The sequence below is a fragment of the Pseudomonas sp. RW409 genome (assembly GCF_003184125.1).
Taxonomy (GTDB): Bacteria; Pseudomonadota; Gammaproteobacteria; order Pseudomonadales; family Pseudomonadaceae; genus Aquipseudomonas; species Aquipseudomonas chlororaphis_I.
This window is the reverse complement of record NZ_QHHP01000042.1, coordinates 1,192,947-1,209,567: the sequence shown is the minus strand read 5'-3', so window position 1 is coordinate 1,209,567 and position 16,621 is coordinate 1,192,947. Positions and strand designations below refer to the sequence as shown.

Annotated in this window: 17 protein-coding genes; 6 read left to right on the top strand and 11 right to left on the bottom strand. The window is 63.4% G+C overall.

Annotated elements, in window-relative coordinates:
• The first annotated feature begins 410 nt into the window (after positions 1-410).
• Both DK261_RS32625 and DK261_RS32620 read left to right on the top strand, forming a co-directional pair.
• Positions 411-1,787, top strand: a complete 1,377-nt coding sequence (locus tag DK261_RS32625; RefSeq protein ID WP_009051249.1) for an L-serine ammonia-lyase — start codon at positions 411-413, stop codon at positions 1,785-1,787.
• Between the two features lie 571 nt (positions 1,788-2,358).
• Positions 2,359-3,453, top strand: coding sequence for a GlxA family transcriptional regulator (locus DK261_RS32620; protein WP_009045963.1), 1,095 nt, complete (start codon positions 2,359-2,361; stop codon positions 3,451-3,453).
• On the opposite strand, the gene aac(6') is transcribed toward DK261_RS32620, so the two are convergent.
• The 7 genes from aac(6') to choX all read right to left on the bottom strand — a co-directional run bounded on the left by aac(6') (position 3,454) and on the right by choX (position 9,602).
• Complete coding sequence (gene aac(6'), locus DK261_RS32615; RefSeq protein ID WP_110177496.1) at positions 3,454-3,900, bottom strand: aminoglycoside 6'-N-acetyltransferase; 447 nt, start codon at positions 3,898-3,900, stop codon at positions 3,454-3,456.
• Between the two features lie 62 nt (positions 3,901-3,962).
• Positions 3,963-4,223, bottom strand: coding sequence for a hypothetical protein (locus DK261_RS32610; protein WP_007925996.1), 261 nt, complete (start codon positions 4,221-4,223; stop codon positions 3,963-3,965).
• A 359-nt stretch (positions 4,224-4,582) separates the two neighbouring features.
• The gene (locus tag DK261_RS32605) at positions 4,583-5,746 is read right to left on the bottom strand and encodes a gamma-butyrobetaine dioxygenase (protein ID WP_110177494.1); all 1,164 of its coding nucleotides are present in this window, start codon (positions 5,744-5,746) and stop codon (positions 4,583-4,585) included.
• A 165-nt stretch (positions 5,747-5,911) separates the two neighbouring features.
• Positions 5,912-6,388: a thioesterase family protein gene (locus tag DK261_RS32600; protein ID WP_103331619.1), complete on the bottom strand. Its 477-nt coding sequence runs from the start codon at positions 6,386-6,388 to the stop codon at positions 5,912-5,914.
• 144 nt (positions 6,389-6,532) lie between these two features.
• Positions 6,533-7,498 carry an L-carnitine dehydrogenase gene (locus tag DK261_RS32595; RefSeq protein ID WP_110177492.1) on the bottom strand — a complete coding sequence of 322 codons (966 nt, stop codon included), beginning with the start codon at positions 7,496-7,498 and terminating at the stop codon, positions 6,533-6,535.
• A 198-nt stretch (positions 7,499-7,696) separates the two neighbouring features.
• Entirely contained in the window at positions 7,697-8,584 is an 888-nt protein-coding gene (locus DK261_RS32590; RefSeq protein WP_009051243.1) for a 3-keto-5-aminohexanoate cleavage protein, read from the bottom strand.
• Positions 8,585-8,657: 73 nt separating this feature from the next.
• Positions 8,658-9,602, bottom strand: a complete 945-nt coding sequence (gene choX / locus DK261_RS32585; RefSeq protein ID WP_101283795.1) for a choline ABC transporter substrate-binding protein — start codon at positions 9,600-9,602, stop codon at positions 8,658-8,660.
• 193 nt (positions 9,603-9,795) lie between these two features.
• Here choX and DK261_RS32580 point away from each other — a divergent pair, with 193 nt between their 5' ends.
• A complete protein-coding gene (locus DK261_RS32580) occupies positions 9,796-10,743 on the top strand; it encodes a GlxA family transcriptional regulator (protein WP_016704212.1) in 948 nt (315 codons plus the stop codon).
• Between the two features lie 98 nt (positions 10,744-10,841).
• On the opposite strand, the gene DK261_RS32575 is transcribed toward DK261_RS32580, so the two are convergent.
• From DK261_RS32575 to DK261_RS32560, 4 genes are all read right to left on the bottom strand, one after another.
• The gene (locus DK261_RS32575; RefSeq protein ID WP_038636180.1) at positions 10,842-11,258 is read right to left on the bottom strand and encodes a DUF3010 family protein; all 417 of its coding nucleotides are present in this window, start codon (positions 11,256-11,258) and stop codon (positions 10,842-10,844) included.
• Positions 11,259-11,291: 33 nt separating this feature from the next.
• The gene (locus DK261_RS32570; protein WP_110177490.1) at positions 11,292-11,660 is read right to left on the bottom strand and encodes a helix-turn-helix domain-containing protein; all 369 of its coding nucleotides are present in this window, start codon (positions 11,658-11,660) and stop codon (positions 11,292-11,294) included.
• Complete coding sequence (locus DK261_RS32565) at positions 11,599-11,853, bottom strand: type II toxin-antitoxin system RelE/ParE family toxin (protein ID WP_009051238.1); 255 nt, start codon at positions 11,851-11,853, stop codon at positions 11,599-11,601. Before DK261_RS32565 ends, DK261_RS32570 begins: the two co-directional genes overlap by 62 nt.
• Before the next feature lie 230 nt (positions 11,854-12,083).
• Complete coding sequence (locus DK261_RS32560) at positions 12,084-12,485, bottom strand: lysozyme inhibitor LprI family protein (RefSeq protein ID WP_009051237.1); 402 nt, start codon at positions 12,483-12,485, stop codon at positions 12,084-12,086.
• Between the two features lie 227 nt (positions 12,486-12,712).
• On the opposite strand from DK261_RS32560, the gene DK261_RS32550 reads away from it, so the two are divergent.
• The 3 genes from DK261_RS32550 (at position 12,713) to dgcA (ending at position 16,459) form a co-directional block, all read left to right on the top strand.
• A complete protein-coding gene (locus DK261_RS32550; protein ID WP_007926352.1) occupies positions 12,713-13,690 on the top strand; it encodes a dipeptidase in 978 nt (325 codons plus the stop codon).
• A 162-nt stretch (positions 13,691-13,852) separates the two neighbouring features.
• Positions 13,853-14,383: a DUF5943 domain-containing protein gene (locus DK261_RS32545; protein ID WP_003228980.1), complete on the top strand. Its 531-nt coding sequence runs from the start codon at positions 13,853-13,855 to the stop codon at positions 14,381-14,383.
• A gap of 15 nt (positions 14,384-14,398) precedes the next feature.
• Entirely contained in the window at positions 14,399-16,459 is a 2,061-nt protein-coding gene (gene dgcA / locus DK261_RS32540) for a dimethylglycine demethylation protein DgcA (RefSeq protein WP_038575195.1), read from the top strand.
• Positions 16,460-16,621 lie beyond the last annotated feature (162 nt).

Below are 16,621 nucleotides of genomic sequence, written 5' to 3'. Positions count from 1 at the left end.
TGTTTTCTGGCGGTGTGTCTGACCGCACTTATAAGTGTTGCGGTTGGGGCGAGTGGGACAGCTCTACCACAGTGCCTTGCAATCGAGTCGAGACTGATCATGTACCAGTGAAAATCTGACGCCTACAGGGTGCGTCGTATCCAGTACAGGGAGGGTCGCATCCAGTGTCGGTAAGGTCGCTTACAGCTTTTTTCAGCACTTTTTGCCCATCTGAACCGCAAAAAAACGGCCAGAACCGGAGGTCGGCGGGCCACGGCGTTGGTGGGCATGAGTGAGTCGGTGTGAGACGTCGAACGACACTGCAAAAGCCTGATGATGCGCGTATCTCGGCGGATTACTGCTTGAGCGTAGCAGCTTCGCCACCGGGCGTTTGGGCGCCCGGCGTGTGCTCATCGAGGAGTTTCGCAGTAATGGCTATCAGTGTTTTCGACCTGTTCAAAATCGGCATCGGCCCCTCCAGTTCCCACACCGTCGGGCCCATGCGCGCCGCGGTGCTGTTCGTCCAGGCGCTGCGGGAAAAAGACCTGCTGGAGCAGGTGCGCCGCATCGAGGTAAGGCTCTACGGTTCGCTGTCGGCCACCGGCATCGGGCACGGCAGCGACAACGCGGTAATCATGGGGCTGATGGGCGAATGGCCGGATGCGATCGATCCGTCGCAGATCGGCGGTCGCATCGAGACCCTGCGCGAAACCAATACCCTGCTGCTCGACAACCGCCTGCCGATCCCCTTCGTCTGGGCGCGCGACATGCTGCTGCTCGACGAGAACCTGCCGTTCCACCCCAACGCCATGACCCTGGTGGCCGAAGGCGAGTCCGGGGAGCTGCACCGCGATACCTATTATTCCGTGGGCGGCGGTTTTGTCGTCGACGAGGCCCAGGCCAGCAGCGGCGTGGTGGACCTGGATCGCACCGAATTGCCTTACGACTTCTCCAGCGCCGTGGAGCTGCTGAGCCTGTGCCAGAAGCACAACCTGCGGGTGGCCGAACTGATGATGGCCAACGAGAAGGTCTGGCGTTCGGAGGAGGAGATCCGCGCGGGCCTGATGAAGCTCTGGCAGGCCATGCAGGATTGCGTCGAGCAGGGCCTCAAGCATGAAGGCATCCTGCCCGGCGGGCTCAATGTGCGACGCCGCGCGGCCAAGCTGCACCGCAGCCTGCAGGAATTGAACAAACCCAATGTGATCGGCTCGACCCTGAGCGCCATGGAGTGGGTCAACCTGTATGCCCTGGCGGTCAATGAAGAGAACGCCGCCGGCGGGCGCATGGTGACGGCGCCGACCAACGGCGCGGCGGGGATCATTCCGGCGGTGCTGCATTATTTCATGCGCTTCAGCGAGGATGTCACCGACGCCAACGTGGTGGACTTTTTCCTCGGCGCGGCGGCGGTGGGGATCCTTTGCAAGAAGAACGCCTCGATCTCCGGTGCCGAAGTCGGTTGCCAGGGCGAGGTGGGTTCTGCCTGCGCCATGGCTGCCGCCGGTCTGGCGGAGATTCTCGGGGCGTCGCCGGAGCAGCTGTGCAACGCCGCGGAAATCGGCCTGGAGCATAACCTCGGCCTGACCTGCGACCCGGTCGGCGGCCTGGTGCAGGTGCCGTGCATCGAGCGCAACGCGATTGCCGCGGTGAAGGCTATCAATGCCGCGCAAATGGCCCTGCGCGGCGACGGCCAGCACTTCATTTCCCTGGACCGGGTGATCCGCACCATGCGCGATACCGGCGCCGATATGCATGACAAATACAAGGAGACATCGCGCGGCGGGTTGGCGGTCAGCGCTGTGGAGTGTTGAGGGCTTAAACAGTGGGGCCGCTGCGCGGTCCATCGCGAGCAAGCTCGCTCCTACAAGGTGCCGCGTTCTCCTGTAGGAGCGAGCTTGCTCGCGATGACGCCCGGTATTTCACCACCATCCACAAGCAGAATTCACCCACCTCAATGGCAATGTTCTGCTCATAAATTGAACACCCCGCGACGCCCTCGCCACCTTTTGGAGCGTCGCAAACAGGTAAGTCCAAGGGCTCATCGGTCAGGTTTTTCACTCACCTCGGCTGAGCGCCCGCCTGTGCTTGCGGTGACACTCTTTTCCCGGGACGTTTCTCGCCGTTCCCACAAGTGCTACCGATTTGCTCACAGCCACCGGCCCAGGGCCCTCCACGGCCGATTCGGCACTGATAACCCGCACATTGCGCACGGCTTATATAGACGCATCGCGACGTCGTTTTCAGGAGTTATTGAATGGCCATTCAATTTTAGGCATGGCAATTGCTCTGTCATCACAAAGCCCGTCTCCCACGTGAGAATGATGGCAATAACAAGAGCCTCCGCCTGAGGCCATCACCTGCTTTGTGTGAGGAGATACCGCGATGACGACGTTCAACTCCGGGGCTCAACCCCAGAACCGTGCGCCTCAATCCATCGGCTTTTTGCTGCTGGACAATTTCACGCTGATTTCCCTGGCCTCCGCGGTCGAGCCGCTGCGCATGGCCAACCAGTTGTCCGGTCGCGAGCTGTATCGCTGGACCACCCTCAGCGTCGACGGCGGCCAGGTCTGGGCCAGTGATGGCCTGCAGATCACCCCCGACGCCTCCATGCACAAAGCCCCCGCCCTGGACACTGTGATCGTCTGCGGCGGCATCGGCATCCAGCGCACCGTGACCCGCGAGCATGTGTCCTGGCTGCAAAGCCAGGCGCGCCAGTCCCGCCGTCTCGGCGCGGTCTGCACCGGCAGTTGGGCCCTGGCCTGCGCCGGCCTGCTCGACGGTTTCGATTGCAGCGTGCACTGGGAATGCCTGGCCTCGATGCAGGAAGCTTTCCCGCGGGTGGCCATGAGCACTCGCTTGTTCACCCTCGACCGCAACCGCTTCACCAGCTCCGGCGGCACCGCGCCGCTGGACATGATGCTGCACCTGATCAGCCGCGATCACGGCCGTGAACTGTCGGCGGCGATCTCGGAAATGTTCGTCTACGAACGCATCCGCAACGAGCAGGATCACCAGCGCGTGCCGCTCAAGCACATGCTCGGCACCAACCAGCCGAAGTTGCAGGAAATCGTCGCGCTGATGGAAGCCAACCTGGAAGAGCCGATCGACCTCGACGAACTGGCGGTCTATGTCTCGGTATCGCGGCGCCAGCTGGAGCGGCTGTTCCAGAAATACCTGCACTGCTCGCCATCGCGCTACTACCTGAAGCTGCGGCTGATCCGCGCCCGCCAGCTGCTCAAGCAGACGCCGATGTCGATCATCGAAGTGGCCTCGGTCTGCGGTTTCGTCTCCACGCCGCACTTCTCCAAGTGCTACCGCGAGTACTTCGGCATTCCACCGCGTGACGAACGCGTAGGATCCAACACCGCTCAACAGGTGGCGATGATGCCGATTCCGCAGGCGCTGGTGCTGGCTGGCCCGATGTCCTCGCTGAGCCAGGCGCGCAACGAATCGACCTTCGCCAGCGTCAGGCTGTAATCACAGGCTTTTCCTGAAGTACACGACGCGCTCGGTTTCCTCGAAACCGAGCGCCTTGTGCACGGTCTGGCTCAACAGGTTTTCCAGGCCGGTATCCGAAGCCATTTCCACGCAGCCCTGGTCCCGTCCCCATTGGGCGACGGCTTCTATCAGTTGTTCGGCAATGCCCTGGCGCCGCTGTTCGGCGCTGACGTACAACCCCTCCAGAAACACCACCGGCGAATGCTCGGTGCCGTTGACGTAGTCGCGCCGCAACGAAGCTTCGGCCAATCCCACTGGCTGGCCCTCGGCGGTATAAGCGAGCAGGTTGATATAGCGCTGCGGGTCGTCCAGCAAGCTGGCGATTTCCTCCAGGTGTTCCTCGGCCGGGCAGTCGGGCCACAGCGCCTGGCGCAATGACAGCCAGCCCGATCGATGGGCTGACTGGCAGGGTTCGATTCGAATCATGGGGGCGGTTCCTTGGTGTGCAAGTACCGCACTCTACGCCGCGATCCGCTCCCGGCGAAGGCTCAGGCGCGGCTGTTCTGGAACTGGGCCAGGGCCGGCAACAGCTGTTTGTCGATGGCCTGGCGCACGGCCGGCAGGATGGTCGCATTGCCGGTGAGCATCTGCTCGACCATGCCCTTGAGGGCCTTGGCCCGGGCATCGCTCAAGCCGCGCACCGCGCACTCGCAGGCCTGGTCGGCCGTGGCGCCGGCTGGCATTTCAAAACCCAGGGCCCTCAGTTGGCCGAGCAGGTCGTCCTGGTCAATCAGATCCGCGTGCATCATGACTCTTATCCTTGTTCAGGGAGCGTGGTCGTGAGCCGATTCTGGTAGCCGTCCGGACAGTCGGCAAGGGCGAATTGTCGCAATGGCCGGGATGCCTATGAACAGGTCGTTTTCGGCTAACTTGGCTTGAGGGCGACTGGGCACACTGGATTCCAGCTCGGTCATCGAAGGTTTGGTCACCCTCGTGTCGGCTCCTCAGAAAACCTCCTCTGCCCCGATCCTGTCACGGCTTGATCGGGGTCTTTTTTTGTCTGGAAAAAATGCGCCGCCTGGGAGATTTTTTCGCGAGCAAGCTCGCTCCTACAGGAAACTGCGCGTACCTGTAGGAGCGAGCTTGCTCGCGATAGAACCGACGCGGTCTAGCGCTGCAACACCAGGATTCGCGACAGCAACTCGTCGCGATCGATGTAGCACCCCTGGAAATGTCGCGCGCCGCTGGCGGGGTCGAAGGCGTTGCGCGCGTGCAGGGTGCGGCGGTTGTCGAAGCACCACAGTTCGCCGGGGTTGAGGCGCTGGATCAGGCGAAAGCGCGGCTCGCGGGTCATGGCGATAAAACGTCGATAGGCGCGGTACAGCCGGGGCATCTCGTCCACCGAGGCTTCGAACGGCCCGCGCAGGAAGTTGGCCATGCGGATCTCCGCGACGTCGCCCACTGCATCCAGGGCGATCACTGGCGCCAGGCAGCGGTAGTCGCTGTGGCGGTCCTTGTTGCGAAACTCCACGGGGATCTCGCACAACGCGCGAAATGCCTCGGGGTCTTCGCGGCGCAAGGCGTCGGCGATGGCAAAACCATCGACAAAAATGCTTTCGCCACCTTCGGCGTTGTTCACCAGGCAATGCAGGAACTGCAGGCCCGGTTGCAGCTCGCGGGTCGGCAGGTCGGTGTGCAGCGGCAGGTTGAAGGCGGTGTAGGCGTTGCTGTCGGCGTCGGCCTTGGACTGTACGTTGAACAGCACGCCGAAATTGCTCTCGCGGATAAAGGCAATACGCTTGGCGACCTGGGCCAGCGACCCCGGTTCGGTGGGCACGCCGCGGACCTGCGTCAGGCCGATATCGCGCACCGCCAGCAGCCATTGCAGCAGCGCCTGCGGGTCCTCCATCAGCGCCTGGTATTCGAATACCGGCAGTTGCAGCCGGCTGTCCCACAGCTGGCTTTGCGGCCGGCGCGCACGGCGCTCGGCGCGGCTTTCATCGTCGTAGGCGTGGGCCCGCAGCCAGCCCGGGTCGAAGCGGCTGAGGTGGCCGTCCTGCCAGGCGATGCTCAGGCAGCCCTGGGCGTCGATCCTGCTGGACGCCGGGGCCAGGTCTTCGGCGACGTCGACTATCTCCAGCACCTGCTCGCGGGTGACGCTGTAGACGCAGTGCGGGCAGGGGCAGTTGTCGCGCAGCCACTGATGATGAAAGGGGCTCGAGCGACCGTCGGCCCACTGCACCTGAACACGGTCCGCCAGGGCTTGTACGGCGGTCAACGCGCTGATCAACGGGTAACTGCGGAAGTCGGCAAAAGCGGTGGAGGTATTCACGGTGCAGTCCTTTTTTAGGCTCTGTACGAAAAGTGGCTGCGCTCGGTCATGCTGCGTTAAAAACAGGCTCGGAATGCTCATGTAGGCCCCTACACTCCGCTTCCTCGCCTGTTTTTGCCTTGCCTGACCTTCGCTCGCCGACTTTTCGTACAGACCCAGGGGTGGTTATTTTTCCGGCGGCAAGGCAATCACCCGGCCGATCCAGGCAGGGGCGGGCAGGTCGGCCTGCTCGGCGGCGATGGCTCGCAACCTGTTCAGCACCGGCTCGCTGAACGGCGCCGAACGCGGGCCGGCGAGGTCGACGTGGAGCAGCATCTGCTCGTTGCCGGCCAGTTCCAGGTCGCCACCGACCTTGTGCAGGCTGTGGTACAGGTGCAGGCGCTTGCGGTCGTGGCCGATGATTTGGGTGCGCACTTCGACCTCGGTATCGAGCTTCACTTCATGCAGGTAATTGAGGTGCAGCTCCAGGGTGAACAGCGAGTTGCCGCTGGCTTCGCGGTGGTTGCTGTCCATGCCCAGCTGGTCCATCAGGGCGTCGGTGGCGTAGCTGAAAATCAGCAGGTAGAAGGCGTCCCGCAGGTGGCCGTTGTAATCGACCCAGTCGGGGCTGATGCGGGTGGTGTAGGTGGTGAGTGCAGGCATGTCATGGGCTCACGAAAATGGCGGGCTGAACCTGTAGCCGCTGCCGCAGGCTGCGATAAGGCTCGAAGAGCCTTCCGAGGGCCGCATGAGCGCGTCTCCTTCGGAGCCGATCGCAGCCTGCGGCAGCGGCTACAGGGATGGGGGTTATTCGCTGAAGCTCATGCCGTGCTTGGCCTTGGTGGTTTTCACCGCGTCGAGCACGGCGAGCAGGCAGTCATCACGATAGCGCTCCAGCGCCGAAATGCTGTGTGTGCCGAGCTGCTCGGCAGTGCCTTCGACCACGTCGTCGATCAGCTTGTCGGTCAGTTCCGGGGCCGGCAGGTAGGTCCACGGCAGCTGCAGGGCCGGGCCGAACTGGGCCATGAAGTGCCGCATGCCGGCATCGCCCCCGGCCAGGGTGTAGGTCAGGAAGGTACCCATGAACGACCAGCGCAGGCCGGCGCCGAAGCGGATCGCGTCGTCGATTTCGCCGGTGGTGGCGACGCCGTCGTTGACCAGGTGCAGGGCCTCGCGCCACAGCGCCTCCAAAAGACGGTCGGCGATAAAACCCGGGACTTCCTTGCGTACATGCAGCGGGCGCATGCCGAGGGATTCATAGATCTTAATCGCCGCCTGCACGGCTTCTGGCGCGGTGTTCTTGCCGCCGACCACTTCCACCAGCGGCAGCAGGTACACCGGGTTGAACGGGTGGCCGACCACGCAGCGTTGCGGGTGGGTGGAACTCTCGTAGAACTCGCTCGGCAGCAGGCCGGAGGTGCTGGAGCCGATCAGCGCATCGGGCTTGGCCGCGGCGCTGATCCTGGCGTGCAGCTCGAGTTTCAGTTCCAGGCGTTCCGGGGCGCTTTCCTGGATGAAGTCGGCGTCTTTCACGCACTCCTCGATGGTCGCGACAAAGCGCAGGCGATCCTGCGAAGCGCCCGGTGCCAGGCCCTGTTTTTCCAGGGCACCCCAGGCATTGGCCACGCGCTTGCGCAGGGCCGCCTCGGCGCCGGGCGCCGGATCCCAGGCCACCACGTCCAGGCCGTGGGCGAGGGCGCGCGCTACCCAGCCGCTGCCGATGACACCGCTGCCCAGGGCAGCGAAGGTTTTGATCTCGGTGATAAAGCTCATGACAGGTTTCCTGAAAGTCAAAAGTGAACATATCTGTAGCCGCTGCCGAGCAACGCGAGGCTGCGTGCGGCTGCGCAGCAGTCGTAAGGCCGGTCGGCGCGGTGGATCAGGTAACTCGTGGTCGCCCTTGTGGCGGCTGCGTTGCAGCCGTGCGCAGCCTCGCGGGCTCGGCAGCGGCTACAGGCAACCGCCTTCGGGTCAGCCGCGCTTGCTCAGGCCCATCTTGGCCCGGCCCTCGGCCGGGGTCAGGACGCGGGCGCCGAGGCGGCTGAGGATCTCGCTGGCGCGTTCCACCAACTGGCCGTTGGTCGCCAGCACGCCCTTGTCCAGCCACAGGTTGTCCTCCAGGCCGACCCGCACGTTGCCGCCCAGCAGCACCGCCTGCGCGGCCATCGGCATCTGCATGCGGCCGATACCGAAACCGGCCCAGACCGCGCCCGCCGGCAGGTTGTCGACCATGGCCTTCATGGTGGTGGTGTCGGCCGGCGCGCCCCAGGGAATGCCCAGGCACAGCTGGAACAGCGGGTCGTCCAGCAGGCCTTCCTTGATCATCTGCTTGGCGAACCACAGGTGGCCGGTGTCGAAGATTTCCAGCTCGGCCTTCACCCCCAGCTCCTGGATGCGCTTGGCGCCGGCGCGCAGTTGCGCCGGGGTGGACACGTAAATGGTGTCGCCGTCGCCGAAGTTCAGGGTGCCGCAGTCCAGGGTGCAGATTTCCGGCAGCAGCTCCTCGACGTGGGCCAGGCGGGTCAGCGGGCCGACCAGGTCGGTATTGGGGCCGAACTCCATCGGGTTTTCGCCGGCGCCGATCTCCAGGTCGCCGCCCATGCCGGCGGTGAGGTTGACGATGATGTCGACGTCCGCTTCGCGGATACGCTCCATCACCTCCCGGTACAGCGCGACGTCGCGGCTGAACTTGCCGGTTTGCGGGTTGCGCACGTGGCAGTGGACCACGGTGGCGCCGGCCTTGGCCGCTTCCACCGCGGCGGCGGCAATCTGTTTCGGGGTGACCGGCACGTGGGGGCTCTTGGCGGTCGTGTCGCCAGCACCGGTGAGTGCGCAGGTGATGATGACGTCGTGGTTCATGGTGCGGGTTCCTTACAGGCGTGGTGAGTCGCTGCGCAGCCGTTTGGCGCTGCGCAGAGGGAGTTCGGGGTGGTTATTGGCTGGTCAGTTTCAGGTTGCCGGCGGCCGGCTTGCCATCGAAGGTGGTGACCCCTTCGAGCCAGCGCGCCTTGTCCTGCGGATGGTCGGCCAGCCATTGCCTGGCCGACTCCAGGGCGTCCTTGTGGTCGAGCAGAGGCTGCATCATGCGGCTCTCGTCCTCGGCGCTGAACGTCAGGTTGCTCAGCAGCCGGCTGACGTTCGGGCACTGTTCGGCATAGGCCGGCGCGGTAACGGTCCACACCGTGGCCATGCCTTCGTTCGGGCCCAGGGCATCGTCGCTGCCGGTGAGGTAGGTCATCTGCACGTTGACGTTCATCGGGTGCGGCGCCCAGCCGAAGAACACCACGGCTTCCTTGCGTCGTACCGCGCGATCCACCGCCGCCAGCATGCCGGCCTCGCTGGATTCGACCAGCTGGAATTTGCCCAGGCCGAACTGGTTCTTGGTGATCATCGCCTTGATCTGGGTATTGGCGCCCGAGCCGGGCTCGATGCCGTAGATCTTGCCGCCCAGCTCTTTCTCGAACTTGGCGATGTCGGCGAAGGTCTTCAGGCCCTTGTCCGCCAGGTAGGTGGGCACGGCGAGGGTGGCGCGGGCGTCCTTGAGGCTGGGCTCGGCCAGCACCTTGACCTGCTTGGCGTCGACGAACGGGGTGATGGTCTGGGTCATCAGCGGGTTCCAGTAGCCGAGGAACAGGTCCAGGCGCTGGTCGCGGATGCCGGCGAAAATGATCTGCTGCGAGGCGCTGGTCTGCTTGGTCTTGTAGCCGAGGCCGTCGAGCAGAACCTGGGCCATGGCGCTGGTGGCGATCACGTCGGTCCAGTTGACCACGCCGAGGCGCACGTTCTGGCAGCTGGCGGCGTCGGCGGCCATGGCGCCGGAGCTGAGAAAGACGGTACCGCTGAGTGCAAGGACGCAACTGCTGATCAGTCGTTTCATGAAGGTTTCCTCGGCAGGTCGTTATTGTCGGTCCCGGCGTCTATGTGCGCCGGTGATGCCACGTTACGCAGCCGGCGGGCGCTGAAAACGCACAGCGGCGACCGGCTCTTGCACTGCAGCGACCTTCGTCTTGAACCCGGCGTGGAAACGGCGTATCACAGTGGCCACGCTGCCCGTCATCCGAGTGCGTTCCATGTCCCAGGATTTCTATTTCTTGCTGATGCCGGGCTTCTCGGCCATCGGGTTCATCTCGGCCATTGAGCCGCTGCGGGTGGCCAATCGCTTTCGCGGCGAGCTGTATCGCTGGCATGTGCTGAGCGCCGATGGCGGCGCGGTATTGGCGAGCAACGGCATGTCGGTCAACGCCGATGCGGCGCTGGAGCCGTTGAAGAAGGGCGCGACCCTGTTGGTGGTGGCTGGCTTCGAGCCACTGAAGTTCGTCACCCCGGCGCTGGTGCACTGGTTGCGCCGCCTGGATGTGGAGGGCGTGACCCTGGGCGGCATCGACACCGGCAGCGTGGTCCTGGCCGAAGCCGGGCTGCTCGAAGGCCACCGCGTGACCCTGCACTGGGAAGCGATCGAGGCGTTCAAGGAGTCCTATCCGCAGCTCAGCGTGACCCAGGAGTTGTTCGAGATCGACCGGCGGCGCATCACTTCGGCCGGCGGCACCGCGTCCATCGACATGATGCTCGACCTGATCGGCCAGGCCCACGGCCCGGAGCTGGCGATCCAGGTCAGCGAACAGTTCGTGCTCGGGCGCATCCGCCCGCGCAAGGACCACCAGCGCATGGAAGTCGCCACCCGCTACGGTATCCGCAACAAGAAACTGGTGCAGGTGATCGGCGAGATGGAGCAACACAGCGAGCCGCCCCTGAGCACCCTGCAACTGGCCGAGTCGATCAAGGTCACCCGACGCCAGCTCGAACGCTTGTTCCGCCTGCACCTGAACGACACCCCGAGCAACTTCTACCTGGGGCTGCGCCTGGAAAAGGCCCGGCAACTGCTGCGCCAGACCGACATGAGCGTGCTGGAAGTCAGCATCGCCTGCGGCTTCGAGTCACCCTCGTATTTCACCCGCAGCTATCGCGCGCGTTTTGCCCAGTGCCCGCGGGAAGACCGGCGCCAAAGCCTGAAGGCCTGAGCGACCTGATCCTGTAGGAGCGAAGCTTGCTCGCGATGCAGGCAACGCGCAGCGTCAGACAAACCGCCATCGCGGGCAAGCCTCGCTCCTACGCAGGGTTATTTTTTCAGCAGCGCCGCACACGCGGTCTTGTACGCCTCATGCTGATACTTGTTCAGCGTCGCCGGCAGGTCGAAGTTGTGCTTTTTGTTCTGCGCATTGATGGTCTGCGGCGATAGCAGGGTCACCTCGCAGTTGTCCAGCAGCTGGAACACGCCTTCGATCTTGAAGGTGGTCGGGCCGCCGGCGAATTCGCCTTTTTTACTGCGTTTCTTGATGGCAATGCGGCTGATGCCGTTGTCGCGGACGAAGGCAGCGACCTGGGTGGCGAAGGCTTTGACGTTGGTGGCCTCGTCATCGTCGTCCAGGGCGATTTTCTTGCAGGCGTTGGCCAGGTGCTGCACCGTGCCGTCTTGCAGGGTGGCCATGGCGAAGATGGCTTCGCTGCCTTTGATTTCGATGCCGCAGATGCTCATGGAAAGACCTTTTCTCGGTGAATGGCGTGCAGCTTACAGTTCCAGCTGGTCGGCGCGAATGCCAAAGGCCGCGGCGATCTTCTCGCGGGTGGCGCGCCGGGGCTTGGCGACGCTTTCCTGCTGGGCGAAGGCCGACTGGGAAATGCCCAGGCGCCTGGCGACCTCGTCCTGGGTCAGGTGCAGGTGTTCGCGCCAGGCGCGGATCGGCGTGGCGCCGTCAACGATGCGGCTGACCACGTCATGGGGGATCAGGTCCGGCTCCTGCTGTTGCGCCACATAGTGCGCATAAGGGATCACCACGAACGCCGGCTTGCCGTCCGTGCCATTGATGATCTGGATGTCAGTAGGTGCGTTCGTCACGTTTCTTGACCTCTTGGATACTGACCACTCGGATAGCGCCATCCCAGTCGAACAGGATTCGATAGTTGCCCACTCGCAGGCGGTAGGCATAGGTGTGGCCGCTGAGTGCCTTGACGTTGCCGGTATCGGGCATGTCGCCGAGCAAGGTCACCGCATCGCGGATCTGTACCTGATGGGCGCTGTGCAATCGCAGCAGTTGTTTGACGGCCTTACGGGTCCACAGGATGCTGTTCATGAACGAATATAAGCCTTTTATAAGATTAAGCAATCTTTGCTTATATTCGCCTGCGGGCCAAGGCGAGAACCTTGTCCAGGTATTGCTCATGGCTTGTTACAGCTGGGGGGAGGGGAAGGTCAGGGGATTTTCGCGAGCAAGCTCGCTCCTACAGGCGTTGCGCCATACCTTTAGGAGCGAGCTTGCTCGCGATGACGTCATGACGGTTGCCGCAGAGGCATCGGTCGGGCCTATTCCTGCCCGATCGACTCCAGAAACTCCGACCGCTCATCGCTCATGCGCGCCAGGCAATCGGCCTGGGCAATGGCGTAGGCCTTGCTGCCGGGTTTGGCGGGGAAGGTGTCGATGGCGCAGTCGGCGTCGCGCTGTTTCTGCCACAGCTGCTGGGCGTTCTGGACCTTGGCGGTGATGTCGGCCAGCTGCGCCTTGTCGCTGCCGTATTGCGTGCCCAGGCGTTCGAGCAGGCCCTGCAGGTTGTCGCTCAGCAGTTGCTCGGCGGTGGTTTTGTTGAAAGTGGCGCATTCCAGAGTCTGTTGGTCCTGTTCGACGCTGTCGCACGGGGAGTTGTCGGCTTCTTCAGCCGCCTGTGCGCCAGTCGCCAGCAGTGCCAAAGCCAGGAAGATCGATTTCATTGCGTCGCAGCCCCCTCTAATCCAGTGATGCGGCGGATTCTGGCCCATGCGCATGACAAAGAACAGATGGGGCAAGGGACGCCTGGCAGACCCTTTGTCGCGGATTGACGCTTTCGGCAATTCCCCTGTCGTTTTTGCACCCGGCTGCCCGGGCACCGAGGCATATGCTGACCCCAAAGCGCCGGCAGACGATTCGGCGCATGAATTGCCAATAAGGGGACTGCCTGATGAGCCCAGCCGAATTGCACGCCGACAGCATCGTTATCGACGGGCTGATCATTGCCAAGTGGAACCGTGAGCTGTTCGAAGACATGCGCAAGGGCGGCCTGACCGCGGCCAACTGCACCGTGTCGGTGTGGGAGGGCTTCCAGGCCACGGTCAACAACATTGCCTCCAGCCAGAAGCTGATCCGCGAGAACAGCGACCTGGTGATGCCGGTGCGCACCACCGCCGACATCCGCAAGGCCAAGGAGCTGGGCAAGACCGGCATCCTTTTCGGCTTCCAGAATGCCCACGCCTACGAGGACCAGATCGGCTACGTCGAGGTGTTCAAGCAGCTGGGCGTGGGTATCGTGCAGATGTGCTACAACACCCAGAACCTGGTGGGCACCGGCTGCTACGAGCGCGACGGCGGCCTGTCGGGCTTCGGTCGCGAGATCGTCGCCGAGATGAACCGCGTCGGCGTCATGTGCGACCTGTCCCACGTCGGCTCCAAGACCAGCGAGGAAGTCATCCTCGAATCGAAGAAACCGGTCTGCTACTCCCACTGCCTGCCGTCGGGCCTCAAGGAGCACCCGCGCAATAAGTCCGATGAAGAGCTGAAGTTCATCGCCGACCACGGCGGTTTCGTCGGCGTGACCATGTTCGCGCCGTTCCTGGCCAAGGGTATCGATTCGACCATCGACGACTACGCCGAGGCCATCGAATACACCATGAACATCGTCGGCGAAGACGCCATCGGCATTGGCACCGACTTCACCCAGGGCCATGGCCAGGACTTCTTCGAATACCTGACCCACGACAAGGGCTACGCCCGTCGCCTGACCAACTTCGGCAAGATCATCAACCCGCTGGGCATCCGCACCGTGGGCGAGTTCCCCAACCTCACCGAGACCCTGCTCAAGCGCGGTCACTCCGAGCGTGTGGTGCGCAAGATCATGGGCGAGAACTGGGTCAACGTCCTCAAGGACGTCTGGGGCGAATAACGCCAACCTTCCACTGCACACACCTGTAGCCGCTGCCGAAGGCTGCGATCGGCTCCGAAGGAGACGCGTTCTTGCGGTCCTCGGAAGGCTCTTCGAGCCTTATCGCAGCCTTCGGCAGCGGCTACAGATGCACCAATCCAAAGAATTCTGGAGTTTTTACCCATGGCCAAGATCGCCCCGCAACTGCCCATCGAAGTCGACAGCGAAACCGGTGTCTGGACCTCCGACGCCCTGCCGATGCTGTACGTGCCGCGTCACTTCTTCGTCAACAACCACATGGGCATCGAGGAAGTGCTGGGCGCCGAGGCCTATGCCGAGATCCTCTACAAGGCCGGCTACAAGTCCGCCTGGCACTGGTGCGAAAAAGAAGCCGAATGCCACGGCCTGGAAGGCGTCGCGGTGTTCGAGCACTACATGAAGCGCCTGTCGCAGCGCGGCTGGGGCCTGTTCAAGATCCAGGACATCGACCTCGACAAGGGCACCGCCAGCGTCAAGCTCGAACACTCGGCCTTCGTCTATGTGTACGGCAAGGTCGGACGCAAGGTCGACTACATGTTCACCGGCTGGTTCGCCGGCGCCATGGACCAGATTCTGGCCGCCCGCGGTAGCAAGATCCGCACCGTCGCCGAACAGGTCTACGGCGGTTCCGAAGAAGGCCACGACGATGGCCTGTTCACCGTCAAGCCGTTGTAAGCGGAGTTAAGAAAAATGGCTTTCGAAGCGATGTTCCAGCCGATCCAGATCGGCAAACTGACCATCCGCAACCGGGTGCTCAGCACCGCGCACGCCGAGGTCTACGCCACCGACGGCGGCATGACCACCGACCGCTACGTGAAGTATTACGAAGAGAAAGCCAAGGGCGGTATCGGCCTGGCGATCTGTGGCGGCTCGTCCGTGGTGGCCATCGACAGCCCGCAGGAATGGTGGAGCTCGGTGAACCTGTCCACCGACCGCATCATTCCGCACTTCCAGAACCTGGCCGACGCCATGCACAAGCATGGTGCCAAGATCATGATCCAGATTACCCACATGGGCCGCCGCTCGCGCTGGGACGGTTTCAACTGGCCGACCCTGATGTCGCCGTCGGGCATCCGTGAACCGGTGCATCGCGCCACCTGCAAGACCATCGAGCCGGAAGAGATCTGGCGGGTGATCGGCAACTACGCCCAGGCCGCGCGCCGGGCCAAGGCCGGCGGCCTGGACGGCGTCGAGCTGTCCGCCGTGCACCAGCACATGATCGACCAGTTCTGGAGCCCGCGGGTCAACAAGCGGACCGACGAATGGGGCGGCAGCTTCGAAGGCCGGATGAAGTTCGGCCTGGAAGTGCTCAAGGCAGTGCGCGCCGAAGTCGGCGACGATTTCTGCGTGGGCATGCGTATCTGCGGTGACGAGTTCCACCCGGACGGCCTGTCCCATGAGGACATGAAGCAGATCGCCAAGTATTACGACGACACCGGCATGCTCGATTTCATCGGCGTCGTGGGTTCGGGTTGCGACACCCACAACACCCTGGCCAACGTGATTCCGAACATGAGTTATCCACCGGAGCCGTTCCTGCACCTGGCCGCCGGGATCAAGGAAGTGGTCAAGGTTCCGGTGCTGCATGCGCAGAACATCAAGGACCCGAACCAGGCTACCCGTATCCTGGAAGGCGGCTATGTCGACATGGTCGGCATGACCCGCGCGCACATCGCCGACCCGCACCTGATCGCCAAGATCAAGATGGGCCAGATCGACCAGATCAAGCAGTGCGTGGGCGCCAACTACTGCATCGACCGCCAGTACCAGGGCCTGGACGTGCTGTGCATCCAGAACGCCGCGACCTCCCGTGAGTACCTGGGCGTGCCGCACATCATCGAGAAATCCACCGGGCCGAAACGCAAGGTGGTGGTGGTCGGTGCCGGCCCTGCCGGCATGGAATCGGCACGGGTGGCGGCCGAACGGGGCCACGACGTGACCCTGTTCGAGAAGAAAGAGGCCATCGGCGGGCAGATCACCACCGCCGCGAAAGCGCCGCAACGCGACCAGATCGCCGGTATCACCCGCTGGTACCAGCTGGAGCTGGCACGGCTGAAGGTCGACCTGCGCCTGGGCACCGCAGCCGATGCCGAGACCATCCTCGACCTGCGTCCGGACATCGTGGTGCTGGCCGTCGGCGGGCATCCGTTCCTCGAGCAGAACGAGCACTGGGGCGCCGCCGAAGGGCTGGTGGTCAGCAGCTGGGACGTGCTCGACGGCAAGGTTGCGCCGGGCAAGAACGTGCTGGTCTACGACACCATCTGCGAGTTCACCGGCATGTCGGTGGCCGACTTCCTCGCCGACAAGGGCAGCCAGGTCGAGATCGTCACCGACGACATCAAGCCGGGCGTGGCCATCGGCGGTACGTCCTTCCCGACCTACTACCGCAGTATGTACCCCAAAGAAGTGATCATGACCGGCGACATGATGCTGGAAAAGGTCTACCGCGAAGGCGACAAGTTGGTGGCGGTGCTGGAGAACGAATACACCGGCGCCAAAGAGGAGCGGGTGGTCGACCAGGTGGTGGTGGAAAACGGCGTGCGGCCTGACGAAGCGATCTACTACGCGCTCAAGGAAGGTTCGCGCAACAAGGGCCAGGTCGACGTCGAAGCGCTGTTCGCGATCAAGCCGCAGCCTTCGTTGAGCCAGGCGGGCGACGGTTATCTGCTGTTCCGCATCGGTGACTGTGTGGCGCAGCGCAACACCCACGCGGCCATCTATGACGCCCTGCGGATCTGCAAGGATTTCTAAGCGCTTGTGGATAACCCTGTAGGAGCGAGGCTTGCCCGCGAAAGCAATGGATCTGCCGACATCCACGGTGAATGTCAGCACGTCTTCGCGGGCAAGCCTCGCTCCTACAGAGGACGAGCAAGTCATCCAGGTAGTTAAGCCCGAGGTCTTTGGGAGCTCCAC

Bases quoted from the DNA above. Each gene is read 5' to 3' on its own strand.
- choX (WP_101283795.1), bottom strand. From the start codon at position 9,602: ATGAAACGACTGATCAGCAGTTGCGTCCTTGCACTCAGCGGTACCGTC.
- DK261_RS32545 (WP_003228980.1), top strand. From the start codon at position 13,853: ATGGCCAAGATCGCCCCGCAACTGCCCATCGAAGTCGACAGCGAAACC.
- DK261_RS32620 (WP_009045963.1), top strand. From the start codon at position 2,359: ATGACGACGTTCAACTCCGGGGCTCAACCCCAGAACCGTGCGCCTCAA.
- DK261_RS32610 (WP_007925996.1), bottom strand. From the start codon at position 4,223: ATGATGCACGCGGATCTGATTGACCAGGACGACCTGCTCGGCCAACTG.
- DK261_RS32590 (WP_009051243.1), bottom strand. From the start codon at position 8,584: ATGAACCACGACGTCATCATCACCTGCGCACTCACCGGTGCTGGCGAC.
- DK261_RS32595 (WP_110177492.1), bottom strand. From the start codon at position 7,498: ATGAGCTTTATCACCGAGATCAAAACCTTCGCTGCCCTGGGCAGCGGT.
- DK261_RS32575 (WP_038636180.1), bottom strand. From the start codon at position 11,258: ATGAGCATCTGCGGCATCGAAATCAAAGGCAGCGAAGCCATCTTCGCC.
- DK261_RS32625 (WP_009051249.1), top strand. From the start codon at position 411: ATGGCTATCAGTGTTTTCGACCTGTTCAAAATCGGCATCGGCCCCTCC.
- DK261_RS32550 (WP_007926352.1), top strand. From the start codon at position 12,713: ATGAGCCCAGCCGAATTGCACGCCGACAGCATCGTTATCGACGGGCTG.
- DK261_RS32570 (WP_110177490.1), bottom strand. From the start codon at position 11,660: ATGGCGCTATCCGAGTGGTCAGTATCCAAGAGGTCAAGAAACGTGACG.
- DK261_RS32600 (WP_103331619.1), bottom strand. From the start codon at position 6,388: ATGCCTGCACTCACCACCTACACCACCCGCATCAGCCCCGACTGGGTC.
- DK261_RS32580 (WP_016704212.1), top strand. From the start codon at position 9,796: ATGTCCCAGGATTTCTATTTCTTGCTGATGCCGGGCTTCTCGGCCATC.
- DK261_RS32565 (WP_009051238.1), bottom strand. From the start codon at position 11,853: ATGAACAGCATCCTGTGGACCCGTAAGGCCGTCAAACAACTGCTGCGA.
- DK261_RS32560 (WP_009051237.1), bottom strand. From the start codon at position 12,485: ATGAAATCGATCTTCCTGGCTTTGGCACTGCTGGCGACTGGCGCACAG.
- dgcA (WP_038575195.1), top strand. From the start codon at position 14,399: ATGGCTTTCGAAGCGATGTTCCAGCCGATCCAGATCGGCAAACTGACC.